Below are 14,093 nucleotides of genomic sequence, written 5' to 3'. Positions count from 1 at the left end.
GATTTCAAGATGCAAGACAACACTCTTTGGTGGCGCGGCGGCGTTATCTACCAGATCTACCCGCGCAGCTTTATGGATAGCCGCGGCGACGGTATTGGCGACCTTAAAGGTATCACTGAAAAACTCGATTACGTGGCGTCTCTGAACGTGGACGGTATCTGGCTATCGCCGTTTTTCACCTCGCCCATGCTCGATTTTGGCTACGACATTAGCGACTACTGCGATGTCGATCCCATGTTCGGCACCCTGGAGGACTTTAAAGCACTTCTGGAAAAGGCCCACTCGCTGGGGCTTAAGGTGATGATCGATCAGGTGATTAGCCATACATCGGATCAACACGCCTGGTTTCAGGAAAGCCGCCAGGATCGTACCAACCCCAAGGCCGACTGGTTTGTATGGGCCGATCCCAAGCCGGACGGCACGCCACCCAACAACTGGCTATCGATTTTCGGTGGCCCGGCGTGGACGTTTGATTCACGCCGCCAGCAGTACTATATGCATAACTTCCTCACCAGCCAGCCGGACGTAAACTTCCATAACCCGGAAGCGCGCCAGGCGCAGTTGGATAATATGCGCTTCTGGCTGGAGTTGGGCGTGGACGGCTTCCGCTTGGATACCGTCAACTTCTACTTCCACGACGCCGAGCTGCGCGACAACCCGCCGGTTCCCAAAGGCGAAGCCAAAACCCTGGGCGCGCCCGACAGCAACCCCTATACCTGGCAGCGCCATGTTTACGACCTTAGCCGCCCGGAGAATCTCGACTTTCTGAAAGATCTGCGCGCGCTGATGGATGAATATCCCGGCACCACGACCGTGGGTGAAATCGGCGACGATAACCCGCTTGAGCGTATGGCCGAGTACACCGCCGGTGGTGACAAGCTGCATATGGCGTACACCTTCGACCTGCTCAACAAGCCCCACTCAGCGCGCTATATTCATGAAGTGCTGGAGCGCTTTCAGCGCCTGGCGGGCGATGCCTGGCCCTGCTGGGCAACCTCTAACCACGATGTGGTACGCAGCGCCACCCGCTGGGGCGCAGGTGAACACCCTACCGCCTACCCGAAAGTGGCGCTGGCCATGCTCTGCTCGCTACGCGGTAGCGTCTGCCTCTACCAAGGTGAAGAGCTGGGCCTGCCGGAGGCCGACGTCCCCTTTGAACGCATCCAAGACCCCTACGGCAAGGTGCTGTGGCCGGAGTTCAAAGGCCGCGACGGTTGCCGCACGCCAATGCCCTGGAACGACAGCGAACACGGCGGCTTCTCCAATGTTGAGCCCTGGCTACCCATGGAGGCCAGTCACCGCGACCTGGCGGTAAGCCGCCAGCAGGATGATGCCAACTCCACCCTGAATGCGCTGCGCAGCATGCTGGCTTTTCGTCGCCAGCACCACGCGCTGTTCGACGGCGACTTAACGCTGGTCGATGTGGGCGAAACGCTGCTCGGCTTTAGCCGTCAAAAAGATGCTGAAAAGCTGCTGTGCGTTTTCAACCTTACCGCCGAGGCGCAGACGGTTAGCCTGCCGCTAGCGATAGAGAGCGACTTGCAGGGCCACGGCTTTACCACTCAGCGCAACGGTGACAGCCTGACGCTGCCAGGGTATCAAGCGGCCTTTATGCGCGTCGCCGATAATACTTAACCATACAAAACAACAGGCCGGCCCAACGCGAGCAAAGCAGTGAGGTCGGCAAGGAGTCACCCATGGCCAGTGTAACGCTTAGCAAGATCAACAAAGTGTTTGGCAGCGATCACATTATTAACGATGTGGATCTACATATTGGCGACGGCGAGTTTGTGGTGTTCGTAGGCCCCTCCGGCTGCGGCAAGTCGACCCTTTTGCGCCTGATCGCCGGTTTGGAATCGATTAGCGATGGCGACCTAAGCATGGACGACATCGTGGTCAATGACTTGCCACCGCGGGAACGCGGGGTGGGCATGGTGTTTCAATCCTATGCGCTCTACCCGCATATGACCGTTTACGACAACATGGCGTTTGGCCTGAAACTGGCCAAAACCGCCAAAGAGACAGTGCACGAGCGGGTCATGAGCACAGCCAAGATTTTGCAGCTCGAAGAGCTCCTGCACCGTAAACCCAAGGCGCTTTCCGGCGGCCAGCGCCAGCGGGTGGCCATGGGTCGAGCCATGGCGCGTGAACCGCGTATTCTGCTGTTTGATGAGCCGCTTTCAAATCTGGACGCCTCACTGCGGGTGCAAATGCGCAACGAGATCGCCCGGCTGCATCATCGTCTCGGTTCAACCATGATTTACGTCACCCACGACCAGGTGGAAGCCATGACCCTGGCCGACAAAATCGTGGTGCTGAACGGCGGCTACGTCGAGCAGGTCGGTAGCCCCCACGAGCTTTATCAGCGTCCAGCGACGAAATTTGTTGCCGGGTTTATGGGCTCACCGACCATGAACTTTATGCCCGCAGAGTTGCTCGCTGGCAACACCAGCGGCTGCCGCGTGCGGGCCACGGGGATTGGCGAACTTGACCTACCCCAGGATGCTCAGCAACGGCAAAGCGGTGAAGCGTTGACGCTGGGCATTCGCCCAGAGCATCTATGCTTAGCTGCTCCCACTGATAGCAACTGCTTTGATATCGTCAACGTCGAGTATTTAGGCAACGAGGTTTACGTCTACCTTGAGCCCAAACAGGGCGATACGCTACTGATCCACCGCAGCGAAGCACCCAGCCAGTGGAAGGAAGGTCAGCAGGTATCACTGGCAGCGGATTGGGAAAAAGTCCACTTGTTTGATGACAGCGGTACAGCGCTGAAATTAGCTGAACAGCAGGCGGCCGCTTAACTCACGAGACAACCAAGATACCCGCATTACCGACCCGCTGTGTGTGCCTAACCTCCCCTTCGCTTATCATGGTGAGTGGCAGCACTCAGCGGGTCGATTTTATCTAACGCGCCTTTTAAATAGCTAAGCCTTCAATTATTAAAAAATAGCCTGCTAAGGACACATTGTGACTGATCAGCGCCGAATGACACTCAAGGATCTTGCGCAGGAACTCAACGTCTCCACGGCGACGATTTCCAATGCCTTTAACCGCCCGGATCAGCTCTCTCCAGCCCTGCGCGAACGGATACTCAAGCAGGCCAAACGGCTTGGGTACAGCGGCCCTGACGCCAAAGCGCGCAGCCTGCGCACCGGCCGCTCGCGGATTATTGCGGTCATTCTTGCCGAAAGCCTTACCTACAGCTTGAACGATGCCGTGGCCAGCGAGTTTCTCTCTGGGGTTGCCGAAGTTCTCGATGCCCATGGACACACGCTGCTGCTGCTGCCGGGGCGCGGCCACGCCTCCCAACCGCCGGGATCGGCCAATATCGCCGATGGCTTTATCGTCTATGGGCTAATGCCCAACAATAAACTGCTCGATGAACTGCCCGCCCAGCGTAATTTGGTGTCCGTTGATTTTGATATTGAAGGCTGTCCAACGGTGCATATCGATGATACCGCCGCCAGCTATAAAATCGCCCAGCACGCGTTGAGCCACTTGCCCAAACGTCCGGCAATCATCAACCTGCGCTTAACCAAAGAGGCCTGCAATGGCCGCGTGACGCCTGAACACACCCTGCTGCCCCATACCAGCACGATCAGCCGTGCACGGCTGGAGGGGTTTCACGCCGCGCTTCAAGAGCGCGCGATGGATACGGAGCAGGTGCCGCTGTGGAATATCGAGGAGAATACCTTTGAGGTGTGTTCGCCGGTGATTGCCGAGATTCTCGACCAGCCCATCGAACAGCGGCCAGACCTGCTGCTGTGCATGTCTGACCGCATTGCGCTAACGGCGCTAACGCTCGCCGAACAGCGCGGTATTCGCGTACCGGAAGAGCTGCGCATTACCGGGTTTGATGGCATTGCCGAAGGGCAGTACCGCGCACCGCGCTTAACCACAGTACGCCAGGATAGCGGGGGCAAGGGGCGGATCGCGGCACAGATGATTCTAGGCCGCGTGCCCCTTGCCCAGCAGCTGCTGCAAACGGAGCTACTGCTGGGCGATACCTGCCCTTAGGAAGGCGTTATTTAGCCGTCGCCTGCATGGCCAGCGCGGTATCCAGCATACGGTTGGAGAAGCCCCACTCGTTGTCGTACCAGGCCATGATTTTGACCAGACGGCCATTCACACGGGTGTGGTTGGCATCAAAGGTCGACGAGTTGGCATCGTGATTGAAGTCGATAGACACCAGCGGCTCGGCATTGACCGCCAACACCGGCGAGTTGGCGGCAGCCTTCTCAACGATGGCGTTGATCTCTTCCTTGGTGGTATCGCGTCCGGCGGTAAACGTCAGATCCACCAGCGAAACGTTGATTACCGGCACACGAACCGCCAAACCATCGAACTTGCCCGCCAGCTCCGGCAATACGATGCCTACCGCCGCCGCAGCGCCGGTTTTGGTCGGGATCATCGAGTGGGTGGCACTGCGCGCCCGGTAGGGGTCAGTGTGATAAACATCCGACAGGTTTTGGTCGTTGGTGTAAGCGTGCACGGTGGTCATTAAACCGTTTTCGATACCAACAACATCGTTTATTGCTTTCGCTACCGGTGCTAAGCAGTTGGTGGTGCAGGAAGCGTTAGAAACAACGGTATCTTCAGCAGTCAACACACCTTCATTGACACCATAAACGATCATCGCATCGGCATCCGGGCTAGGAGCAGAAATCAGCACGCGCTTGGCCCCCGCTTCAATATGCTTGGCCGCCGCTGCACGCTTGGTAAACAACCCTGTGCACTCCATCACCAGATCAATATTCATTGCTGACCACGGCAGTTTCGCAGGGTCGCGCTCTGAAGAGATGGCGATACGATCGCCATCCACCGTGATGCTCTCGGCGTCGTGTTCTACCTTAAAAAGGAAGTGGCCATGCACAGTGTCGTGACGCAGCAGGTGGGAATTTAGCGAGGGATCGCCTAGATCGTTAATGGCAACCACCTGAACACGGTCACGGTAGCTGTTTTCGTAGAGGGCGCGCAGCACATTGCGGCCGATACGGCCAAATCCGTTAATCGCAACTCTTATTGTCATGATAGCTCCTCAATTGACCAATAATAATGAGAGGTACTTTTAGTAAAAAAATTACTAAAAATACGTATTTAAGCGTCATGAGGCCGATAAATAGCGTTTTAACCGCCCCAAAAGGCTAGTAGAAATCCAATATGTAGTAAAATTACTATATAAACGCTATCGTAGTCCAATACTAAATTGCCCACAATACCCTTGTATAAGGAGAGCGCTCTCGTGACAAACGCTACCTCGAACACAGCAGCTCAGGCGTCTACTGCCCCTCTTTCGACCACCGCGACCAACTTACATACCCCGCTACGGCGCACTAAAATCGTTGCCACCCTCGGCCCCGCCAGCGATCGCCCCGGCGTGCTGGAAGCGATGCTCAAAGCCGGTGTGGATGTGGTGCGGCTTAACTTCTCCCACGGCTCGGCAGATGACCACCGCCACCGCTTAGGCGAGGTGCGCGAAATCGCCGAACGACTTGGTCGCAGCGTTGCTGCGCTGGGCGACCTACAGGGGCCGAAAATTCGTATTGCGCGCTTTATTGAAGGCGCCGTCAAACTCGATGTCGGCCAGCCGTTTGTCTTGGACATGGCGCTGGACGCCAACAGCGGCACCGCAGAGCGAGTTGGCTGCGACTACCAAACCCTCCCCGAGGATGTCGTGGAAGGCGACCGCCTACTGCTCGACGATGGCCGTTTGGTTTTGGATGTCACTCGTGTGGTTGGACAGGAGGTTCATACCCGTGTTCACGTGGGGGGCAAGCTCTCCAACAATAAGGGCATTAACAAACAGGGCGGCGGTCTATCCGCGCCTGCCCTCACTGAGAAAGACAAGGCCGACCTGAAAACCGCTATCGAGATTGGCGTTGACTATTTGGCGGTCTCCTTCCCGCGCAACGCCGCGGACATGCAGGAAGCCCGCGAACTGCTGGGCGAAGCCGGTAAAGAGATTGGCCTAGTAGCGAAGCTTGAACGCGCTGAGGCGGTTGCCGACGACGCCACCCTGGATGGCATTATCGAAGCCTCAGAGGCCGTCATGGTGGCCAGGGGCGACCTGGGCGTTGAGATTGGTGACGCGGCGTTGATTGGCACCCAGAAGCGCATTATCAAACATGCCCGCACCCTTAATCGTGCGGTGATTACCGCTACTCAGATGATGGAGTCGATGATTGAGTCACCGCTGCCTACCCGCGCCGAAGTTTTCGACGTGGCCAACGCGGTGCTCGACGCCACCGACGCGGTCATGCTGTCAGCGGAAACGGCTGCCGGGGACTACCCGGTAGAAACCATTGAAGCGATGGATCGCGTTTGCCTGGGTGCCGAGCGTGAACGCATGGCCCAGGAGTCAGGCCACCGCATTCATGAAGGCTTCGAGCGGATCGATGAAACCATTGCGCTATCGGCAATGTATGCGGCTAACCACTTATCCGGCGTTAGCGCCATCGCCTGCATGACAGCAACCGGCTATACGCCTTTAATCGCTTCGCGGATTCGCTCCGGCCTGCCTATTGTCGGCTTAGCCCATAACCCTATCGCCCAACGGCGCATGGCGCTCTATCGCGGCGTTGTCTCAATACCTTTCGACACCACCGACATGGATCCTGCCAACCTCAACCAAGAGGCCTTGAAGCATCTGCAGACGCAGGGATTTATCCACCCTGGCGAACATGTCATTCTGACTCGCGGTGACCACATGAACGCTCATGGCGGCACCAATACGATGAAAATCCTTGCCCTGGATAGCGAGTAACGGGCTAACCTCTGTAGCGAGCTTTAATCTATAGCGACCTTTCAAAAGCAAAAAAACCAAGAGGAAAGTGATGAATGAGTGACGCGCAACCGCCCCGCCAAGCTATCCGCACCCTGCAAGCGCGCAAGCGCATTGCGCTAATTGCCCATGATGGCAAAAAGAGTGAAATGCTGGAGTGGGCAACCCGCTGGCAGGATACGCTGAGCCAGCACAAACTGATTGGCACGGGCACTACGTCTAAGCGGCTTAAGACCGCGTTAGGGTTAGAAGTCGAGGGTTTAATGAGCGGGCCTTTGGGCGGTGACCAGCAGATTGGCGCACGGATTGCGGAGCAGCAACTGGATGTGTTGATCTTCTTTTGGGACCCATTCTCACCCCAGCCCCACGACCCGGATGTCAAAGCGCTGCTGCGTTTAGCGGCGCTGTGGAATGTGCCGGTTGCCTGCAACGCGGCGAGCGCCGACTTTCTGCTCTCCTCGCCCTACTTGAGCGAGAGCTACGACATGTCGATACCGGATGCTGCCGCCTGGGCCCAGGCGCGCACGGTTTAGCGCCGGTGCAGGTGGCGAGCCACCACCTGCAGTCCACTTTCATAGTGGCCGCTCATGGCGGCTAGGGCACAGCGCAGTGTTAACTCGGCGATACGGTCGTAATCCTGCAGCGCCGAGTTAACGGGCTGAGGCAGGAAATCCAGCAGCCGGTGATCGCCAAAGGTGGCCAGACGAATATTCTCCGGCAAGCCGCCACGCTCCAAGAACACATCGAACACCCCCTCCATCAGTGTGTAAGAGCCAGTCACCAGTGCGTCGGCACCGCCCTGCTCATCCAGCAGCTGAGCTGCCAAGCGCGCCCCTTCGCTGCGCTCATAGTGTGATCCGGTTAAATAAAGCGGCTCAATAGCAGTGCCTTTGAGTGCCGCCTGAAAGCCCGCCCGCCGTTCGCAACTCACCGACAGATCCGGCATTGCTTCCAACCACGCAACGCGCTTGGTTGCCTCACCAATCACCGAGCGCGTCAACGTCTCCGCCGCCTCCTGATCGTTACTCACCACGCTGGCAAAACGCGCCGGGTTGAGGCCACGGTCCATGCCCACCACGCACCAGCCCTCGTCGACCAGGTCGGCATAAAAAGTGTCGTCACTGGGCAGGCAACTGGCGGTGATCAAGACTTCGCAGCGCTGGGCACGCAGCGCCAGGGCGAGGGTTCTTTCACTCTCTGCGCAGTCATCCGAGCTTACGATCAACAGCTGATACCCCTGCTCCCGGGCGCCACGCTCCAGGCGCTTGGCTAGCCGGGCGTAACTGATATTCTCCAGATCCGGCACGATCAGCCCCAGCAAGCGGCTAGCCCCCCGGCGCAGCGCTGCCGCCTGGGGGTCAATGTGGTAGCGGTGTTGGCGCACCACCGCCATCACCTTATCGATGGTCGCTGCGCTAATGCGCCGTTGCTCGGCCTGGCCATTAATCACGTAACTAGCGGTGGTGCGCGAGACGCCGGCTAGTCGGGCAATATCGGCAAGTGTCATGCGGTTTCCCCTTGGTGTGATCAGGCAGTTTATCAGCAAGTTAGCGTCTACCAGACCAAAGTCTAAAAGCACAAACCTTGTGTCATTCAGTGAATCGATTCAGCATAGCCAACTATACACAGATGAGACGATTCATCTAGCTCCCTTCGATGCGCTACGACTATGGTTCTACACGGAGACACCTATGTTGACACTCGGCCCCAATGACATCTTGCTAGGCCGCAACGCTGACAGCTGGCAAACCGCGCTGGACAGTGCCGCTGAAGCGCTGGTTGACGCCGGCTTGGTTGAGGCCGAGTACCGCGACGGCCTACATGCCCGCGAGGCGCAGTCCTCAACGTTTTTAGGCAACGCCATTGCGATACCCCACGGTACGCCGGAAAGCCGCCAGTATGTAAAGCAAACGGGCGTGCGCGTACTGCAGTTTCCCAACGGGGTCGAGTGGCACGACGGCCAGCAGGTACACGTGCTGGTCACGATTGCGGCCCAAAACGATGAGCACCTGGATATTCTGCGCCAGTTGACGCACGTACTCGACAAAGAGGGTGTTTCCGAACAGTTGGCCAATGCCACCTCCGCGGCCGATGTCGCGCGCCTGCTTTCCAAACCGGCATTAGAGCCGCGCCTGGACGCCGACACCCTATGCGTCAACTTTCCCGCCCGCGACCCACAAGAGCTGGTTTTAGCCGCAGCCGCCCGCTTACGTCAAAGCGGCTGTGTCGATAACCGCTTTATTACCGCCGTCGCCGCAGCGCAGCCTACCTGGTTAGGCCACGGGATTTGGCTGGCCAGCAGCGCCCAGGGCGTTAACCAGCCCGCGCTTGGGGTCGCCACGCCAGCGGAGCAGAGCCTGGAGAGCGCGGGTCACCCGGTACATGCGCTGTTCTGCCTGGCCGCCCACGGCGATGCCCACCGCCCGCTGTTAGAACAGCTATTGGCGGTGTTAGAAAACGGCGCAAGCCAAAGCTTGATGGGCAAAACCAGCGCGCAACTACTGGCCACCCTGGCAGGCGAGACCGCCAGCACCCAGACCCGCCGGGTGCGTGTGCTTAACCCCCACGGACTGCACGCCCGCCCCGCCAAGCAGTTGGTGCAAGTTGCCCGCGCCCAGGCCATGCCGATTCAGGCACGCCTGGAAGAAGGCAGCGCCACCCCGGTTTCCGCCGCCAGCCTGACCAAAGTGATCGGTCTGGGCGCACGGCGCGGCCAGTGGCTGGTACTTTCAGCCGAAGGCGAACAGGCAAGCGCAGCGTTAGAGGCCGTTGCTGAAGCCGTTGAATCAGGCCTGGGAGAAAAAGTAACGCCCTTTGACGGAGGCTTTGACAGCACCCCGCAAGCGAGCACTGCCCAAGCGGATATCGAGCCCCTCGCGGCTGACACGCCCCACGCAGGCGTGGCCGCATCCCCCGGTTTGGCCATTGCGCCGGTGTTTGTCATTCGCCCGATGCAGTTCGACTACGCCGAGCACGCCAGCGACGCTGAACACGAAATCAGCCGTTTAAACAGCGCGCTAAAAGAGGGTGCCGCCCAACTGGAAAGCTTGGTGCGCAAGGCCCCCGGTGGCGAAGTCGCCGATATCCTCTCCATGCACGAAGAGATGCTCGACGACCCGGAACTCCATCACGCGGCAGTGGATGCCATTCGTGAAGGCCGCTCGGCGGAGGCAGGCTGGTGGGAAGCGATTGAAACGGCTGCCCACGCCCAGGAGATGCTCGCCGACCGTCTGCTGGCCGAACGCGCCGCTGATTTACGCGACGTAGGTCGTCGGGTGCTGGGCGTGCTTTGCGATGTGACACTTCCCGAACCGCCGGATCACCCCTACATCCTGGTCATGGACGATATCGGCCCTTCCGATGTGGCCCGTCTGGATACTTCCCGGGTGCGCGGCCTGCTCACCGTTCGCGGCGGCGCCACGGCACACAGCGCTATTCTGGCCCGCGCACTGGGTATCCCCGCGGTCGTCGGCGCTGGGCAAGCCGTAATGGCGCTCAACAACGCCAGCATGATGATTTTGGACGGCGAACGCGGTCGAGTCACATCGCAGCCTTCCGAGGAGCGCCTGCAGCGCGCCGAACAGCAACTGCTAGACCTCCAACAGCGCGAAGCCGATGCCTGGGAAAGCCGCTTTGAGGTCGCCCAGACCCGCGACGGGCACCGTGTCGAAGTCGCTGCCAACCTGGGCAACACCGCCCACGCCGCCGATGCGGTAGAGCGCGGCGCCGAAGCGGTTGGTCTGCTGCGTACCGAATTTCTATTTATGGCCCACGCTAGCGCCCCGGATTTAGCCACTCAAATTGGCGAGTACCGCCAGGCGATTGACGCCCTCGATGGCCGCCCACTGGTCGCTCGCACGCTAGATGTGGGTGGCGACAAACCGCTGCCCTACTGGCCGGTGCCCCAGGAAGACAACCCCTTCCTGGGCCTGCGCGGTATTCGCCTGGCGCTGACTCAGCCCGAAGTGCTCGAAACCCAGCTGCGCGCGCTGTTGATGGCCGGTAAAGACAGCCCTCTGCGTATTATGCTGCCGATGGTCAAAGACATTGCCGAGTTCCGCGCGGTCAAAGTCATCTACGACCGCCTACTCCAGGAGATTCCGACTTCCCAGCGCGCCACCGATGTGCAGCTTGGGGTGATGATTGAAATACCCTCTAGTGCACTATTAGCCCCCAGCCTCGCCGCTGAAGTGGACTTCTTCTCAGTCGGCACCAACGACTTGACCCAGTACACCCTGGCCATCGACCGCGGCCACCCGGAGCTTTCCGCCCAGGCCGATGGTTTGCACCCTGCGGTGCTGCGTTTGATTCAAATGACCGTGGCGGCTGCCCACAGCCAAGGTAAATGGGTCGGCGTGTGCGGCGAGTTAGCCTCTGACGCCGTGGCCATTCCGGTGCTGGTCGGCCTTGGCGTAGACGAACTTTCCGTCAGCGCACGGCAGATTCCGCTGGTCAAGGCTCGCCTGCGCGAATTTGATTTTGCAGATGCCCAGGCCAGCGCTCAACTCGCGCTTTCCCAAGCGACCAGCGATGAAGTGCGCGATGCGCTGGAGGCGCGCTAATGGCCCGCGTGCTGTGTATTACCCTGAATCCTGCGCTGGATTTGGCGTTTAACCTCGACGCGCTAGTGCTGGGCAGCGTCAACCGCCCTATCAGCGCGCAATTAGACGCCGCAGGCAAAGGCGTCAACGTTGCCCGCGTACTGGCAGGGCTTGGTCACGACGTCACCGTCAGCGGTTTTTTAGGGGCCGATAATGACGCTCCCTTTCAATTGGCTTTTGCCCAGTACGCCTTAGCCGATGCCTTTGTGCGCGTGCCGGGCGAAACCCGCATTAATGCCAAAATTGCTGAACAGAGCGGCCGCGTTACCGATATTAACGGCCCCGGCATGCCGATTGATGCCGATCATTTGCAGGCGCTGATCAATAAGCTGGATGCCGAGCTGGCCAGCGCAACGCCCCCGCAAGCCATCGTTGTGGCGGGCAGCCTGCCCCCTGGGCTCTCTCTTGACGATTTCAGCCAACTGTTAAACCACTTGAACGCCAGCGGCGTGCCGCTATGGGTGGACACCAGCGGCCCTGCACTCAACGCCGCGATAGCGACGCACCCTGCAGGCGTTAAGCCCAATGAAAATGAACTGGCCGAATGGGCAGGCGAAGACATGACCTCTTCCGATGCACGTTTAAACGCAGCTAAGCGCCTACATCTAAGCGGCATCGCCAATGCGCTGATTTCAGCGGGTGCGGAGGGAGTGCTGTGGGTGAACGCCCAGGGTGCTTGGCACGCCACACCGCCCAAGGTCACCGCCACCAATACCGTTTGCGCCGGGGACACTTTTGTCGCTGGCATCCTGCATGGCCTGCTTAGCGGCCACGCCCCCGAGCACACCCTTCGCTTCGCCACGGCGTTGTCTGCCGAGGCCGTTCGCCACGTCGGCGTGGGCGATCCCCATGCAGCCGATTTCGATTCACTCCAACAACACACCCGGATACGGCGTCTTGATGACACCATCACCGAGGGAGCCACGCTATGAATATTATTCTGATTACCGCCTGCCCCAGCGGCATGGCGACCACCTTCCTCGCGGCTAAGCGCCTGGAACAAGCTGCCCAGCGCCAAGGCTGGACAGCCCACGTGGAGATGCACGGGGAAGTCGCCCCGCTCCAGGCCGCAACCGCCGAGCAGATCGCCAACGCCGACTTAATCGTGGTCGCCGCCGACCATGTGCCGGCCCCAGAGCGTTTTGAAGGCAAGCGCCTATTCCAAGCCCCGATTGCCAGCGCCCTCCCCGACCCCAGTGGCTTTCTGGCCCAGGCCAAGCGTGAAGCGCCTATTTATAGCGCCCCGGCTGCTACGGCAACAGCCGCAACGCCAAGCGAAACGGGTGGCAAGAAAATCGTTGCCGTTACCGCCTGCCCCACCGGCGTCGCCCACACCTTTATGGCCGCCGAAGCGCTAGCAGAGGCAGGCAAAGCCATGGGTCACGCCATTCGCGTGGAGACCCAAGGCTCGGTAGGCGCCCAAGATCAGTTGACGGAAGATGAGATCGCCGACGCCGATGTGGTCGTATTGGCTTGCGATATCGACGTTGATCCGGCTCGGTTCGCAGGCAAACGCATCTACCGCACCTCTACCGGCAACGCGCTGAAAAAGCCACGCCCCACTCTTGAAGCCGCGCTCAGCGAGGCTGCTATAGAGAGCGGCAACAGCAGTGCAGGCAGCGCGAATAAGAGCGTTAAAGAGAAAGGCGTGTATAAGCACCTGCTCACCGGCGTTTCCTTTATGTTGCCGATGGTGGTGGCGGGCGGTTTGCTGATAGCGCTCTCCTTTGTGTTTGGGATTGAAGCCTTCGAGCAGGAAGGCACTCTGGCCGCCGCACTGATGCAGATTGGTGGCGGCACCGCCTTCGCACTGATGATTCCCGTATTGGCGGGCTACATCGCCTACTCGATCGCCGACCGCCCCGGGATCGCGCCGGGTATGATTGGCGGTATGCTGGCGGCCAATATCGGCTCCGGCTTTATTGGCGGTATTTTGGCAGGTTTCCTGGCAGGCTACGTGGCGCTGGCGGTGACGCGTTACGTTAAGCTGCCTTCCAGCATTGAATCCCTCAAACCGATTCTGATCATTCCGCTGGTCGCCAGCTTGGTCACCGGCCTGACCATGATCTACGTGATTGGCGAGCCGGTCGCGGCGCTGCTCAATGGCCTGACCAGTTTCCTGGAATCCATGGGCTCCACCAATGCGGTGCTACTAGGCATTCTGCTGGGCGCGATGATGTGCTTTGACCTGGGTGGCCCGGTCAACAAAGCCGCTTACACCTTTGGCGTGGGCCTGCTCGCTTCAGAAACCTACGGCCCCATGGCGGCGATTATGGCCGCGGGCATGGTGCCGGCCATTGGTATGGGGATTGCCAGCTTTGTGGCGCGCAACAAGTTCTCTGCACCGGAGCGCGAAGCAGGCAAAGCATCGTTTGTACTTGGCCTATGCTTTATCAGTGAAGGCGCGATCCCCTTTGCAGCCAAAGACCCGCTGCGGGTGATCCCCGCCTGCATGGTGGGCGGCGCCCTCACCGGTGCGCTTTCCATGCTTGCAGGCGCACAATTGATGGCTCCCCATGGCGGTATATTTGTGTTGCTGATTCCTAATGCGATCAGCCCAGCACTGCTCTACCTCGGCGCCATCGTAGCGGGCTCGTTGGTGACGGGTTTAGGCTATGCGTTTATCAAACGCGGCGCGGCCCAGGTAGCCGTTGCCACTTAAGGGCTTATCATCAAATGTGAAGGGCAGGCATAGCGCCTGCCCTCAC

10 protein-coding genes are annotated in these 14,093 nt (G+C 59.4%); 8 read left to right on the top strand and 2 right to left on the bottom strand.

Annotated features, from left to right (window positions below; translation table 11 throughout):
• Positions 1-9 precede the first annotated feature (9 nt).
• The 3 genes from QT231_RS10080 (at position 10) to QT231_RS10070 (ending at position 4,020) form a co-directional block, all read left to right on the top strand.
• Positions 10-1,635 (top strand): alpha glucosidase, encoded by a 1,626-nt coding sequence (locus QT231_RS10080; RefSeq protein ID WP_308336852.1) that lies wholly within the window; start codon positions 10-12, stop codon positions 1,633-1,635.
• Between the two features lie 62 nt (positions 1,636-1,697).
• Positions 1,698-2,804 carry a sn-glycerol-3-phosphate ABC transporter ATP-binding protein UgpC gene (locus QT231_RS10075; protein WP_308336767.1) on the top strand — a complete coding sequence of 369 codons (1,107 nt, stop codon included), beginning with the start codon at positions 1,698-1,700 and terminating at the stop codon, positions 2,802-2,804.
• A 166-nt stretch (positions 2,805-2,970) separates the two neighbouring features.
• Positions 2,971-4,020 carry a LacI family DNA-binding transcriptional regulator gene (locus tag QT231_RS10070; protein ID WP_308336766.1) on the top strand — a complete coding sequence of 350 codons (1,050 nt, stop codon included), beginning with the start codon at positions 2,971-2,973 and terminating at the stop codon, positions 4,018-4,020.
• 7 nt (positions 4,021-4,027) lie between these two features.
• On the opposite strand, the gene gap is transcribed toward QT231_RS10070, so the two are convergent.
• Positions 4,028-5,032, bottom strand: coding sequence for a type I glyceraldehyde-3-phosphate dehydrogenase (gap, locus tag QT231_RS10065; protein ID WP_308336765.1), 1,005 nt, complete (start codon positions 5,030-5,032; stop codon positions 4,028-4,030).
• Between the two features lie 213 nt (positions 5,033-5,245).
• Between gap and pyk the strand changes: the two genes are divergently transcribed.
• Together pyk and QT231_RS10055 are read left to right on the top strand one after the other, a co-directional pair.
• Positions 5,246-6,766, top strand: a complete 1,521-nt coding sequence (gene pyk / locus QT231_RS10060) for a pyruvate kinase (RefSeq protein WP_308336764.1) — start codon at positions 5,246-5,248, stop codon at positions 6,764-6,766.
• Between the two features lie 74 nt (positions 6,767-6,840).
• On the top strand, positions 6,841-7,317 hold the full coding sequence (locus QT231_RS10055; RefSeq protein WP_308336763.1) for a methylglyoxal synthase: 477 nt from the start codon (positions 6,841-6,843) through the stop codon (positions 7,315-7,317).
• On the opposite strand, the gene cra is transcribed toward QT231_RS10055, so the two are convergent.
• Positions 7,314-8,291, bottom strand: coding sequence for a catabolite repressor/activator (gene cra / locus QT231_RS10050; RefSeq protein ID WP_308336762.1), 978 nt, complete (start codon positions 8,289-8,291; stop codon positions 7,314-7,316). The two genes, QT231_RS10055 and cra, sit on opposite strands and share 4 nt — an antisense overlap.
• A 184-nt stretch (positions 8,292-8,475) precedes the next feature.
• On the opposite strand from cra, the gene ptsP reads away from it, so the two are divergent.
• From ptsP to QT231_RS10035, 3 genes are read left to right on the top strand one after another with little or no spacing between them, the layout of a single operon-like run.
• Positions 8,476-11,346 carry a phosphoenolpyruvate--protein phosphotransferase gene (ptsP, locus tag QT231_RS10045; RefSeq protein WP_308336761.1) on the top strand — a complete coding sequence of 957 codons (2,871 nt, stop codon included), beginning with the start codon at positions 8,476-8,478 and terminating at the stop codon, positions 11,344-11,346.
• The gene (gene pfkB, locus QT231_RS10040) at positions 11,346-12,317 is read left to right on the top strand and encodes a 1-phosphofructokinase (protein ID WP_308336760.1); all 972 of its coding nucleotides are present in this window, start codon (positions 11,346-11,348) and stop codon (positions 12,315-12,317) included. The genes ptsP and pfkB overlap by 1 nt, the downstream gene beginning before the upstream one ends.
• Complete coding sequence (locus QT231_RS10035) at positions 12,314-14,047, top strand: PTS fructose-like transporter subunit IIB (protein ID WP_308336759.1); 1,734 nt, start codon at positions 12,314-12,316, stop codon at positions 14,045-14,047. Before pfkB ends, QT231_RS10035 begins: the two co-directional genes overlap by 4 nt.
• The last annotated feature ends 46 nt before the right edge of the window (positions 14,048-14,093 follow it).

It is taken from the genome of Halomonas sp. SpR1, from assembly GCF_031010175.1.
GTDB lineage: Bacteria > Pseudomonadota > Gammaproteobacteria > Pseudomonadales > Halomonadaceae > Vreelandella.
The sequence above is the reverse complement of the archived record's forward strand: the minus strand, read 5'-3'. Positions and strand labels throughout refer to the sequence as shown.

Excerpts from the sequence above, each read along its gene's own strand:
- QT231_RS10080 (WP_308336852.1), top strand. The coding sequence starts at position 10 with ATGCAAGACAACACTCTTTGGTGGCGCGGCGGCGTTATCTACCAGATC.
- QT231_RS10075 (WP_308336767.1), top strand. The coding sequence starts at position 1,698 with ATGGCCAGTGTAACGCTTAGCAAGATCAACAAAGTGTTTGGCAGCGAT.
- gap (WP_308336765.1), bottom strand. The coding sequence starts at position 5,032 with ATGACAATAAGAGTTGCGATTAACGGATTTGGCCGTATCGGCCGCAAT.
- QT231_RS10055 (WP_308336763.1), top strand. The coding sequence starts at position 6,841 with ATGAGTGACGCGCAACCGCCCCGCCAAGCTATCCGCACCCTGCAAGCG.
- cra (WP_308336762.1), bottom strand. The coding sequence starts at position 8,291 with ATGACACTTGCCGATATTGCCCGACTAGCCGGCGTCTCGCGCACCACC.
- ptsP (WP_308336761.1), top strand. The coding sequence starts at position 8,476 with ATGTTGACACTCGGCCCCAATGACATCTTGCTAGGCCGCAACGCTGAC.
- pfkB (WP_308336760.1), top strand. The coding sequence starts at position 11,346 with ATGGCCCGCGTGCTGTGTATTACCCTGAATCCTGCGCTGGATTTGGCG.
- QT231_RS10035 (WP_308336759.1), top strand. The coding sequence starts at position 12,314 with ATGAATATTATTCTGATTACCGCCTGCCCCAGCGGCATGGCGACCACC.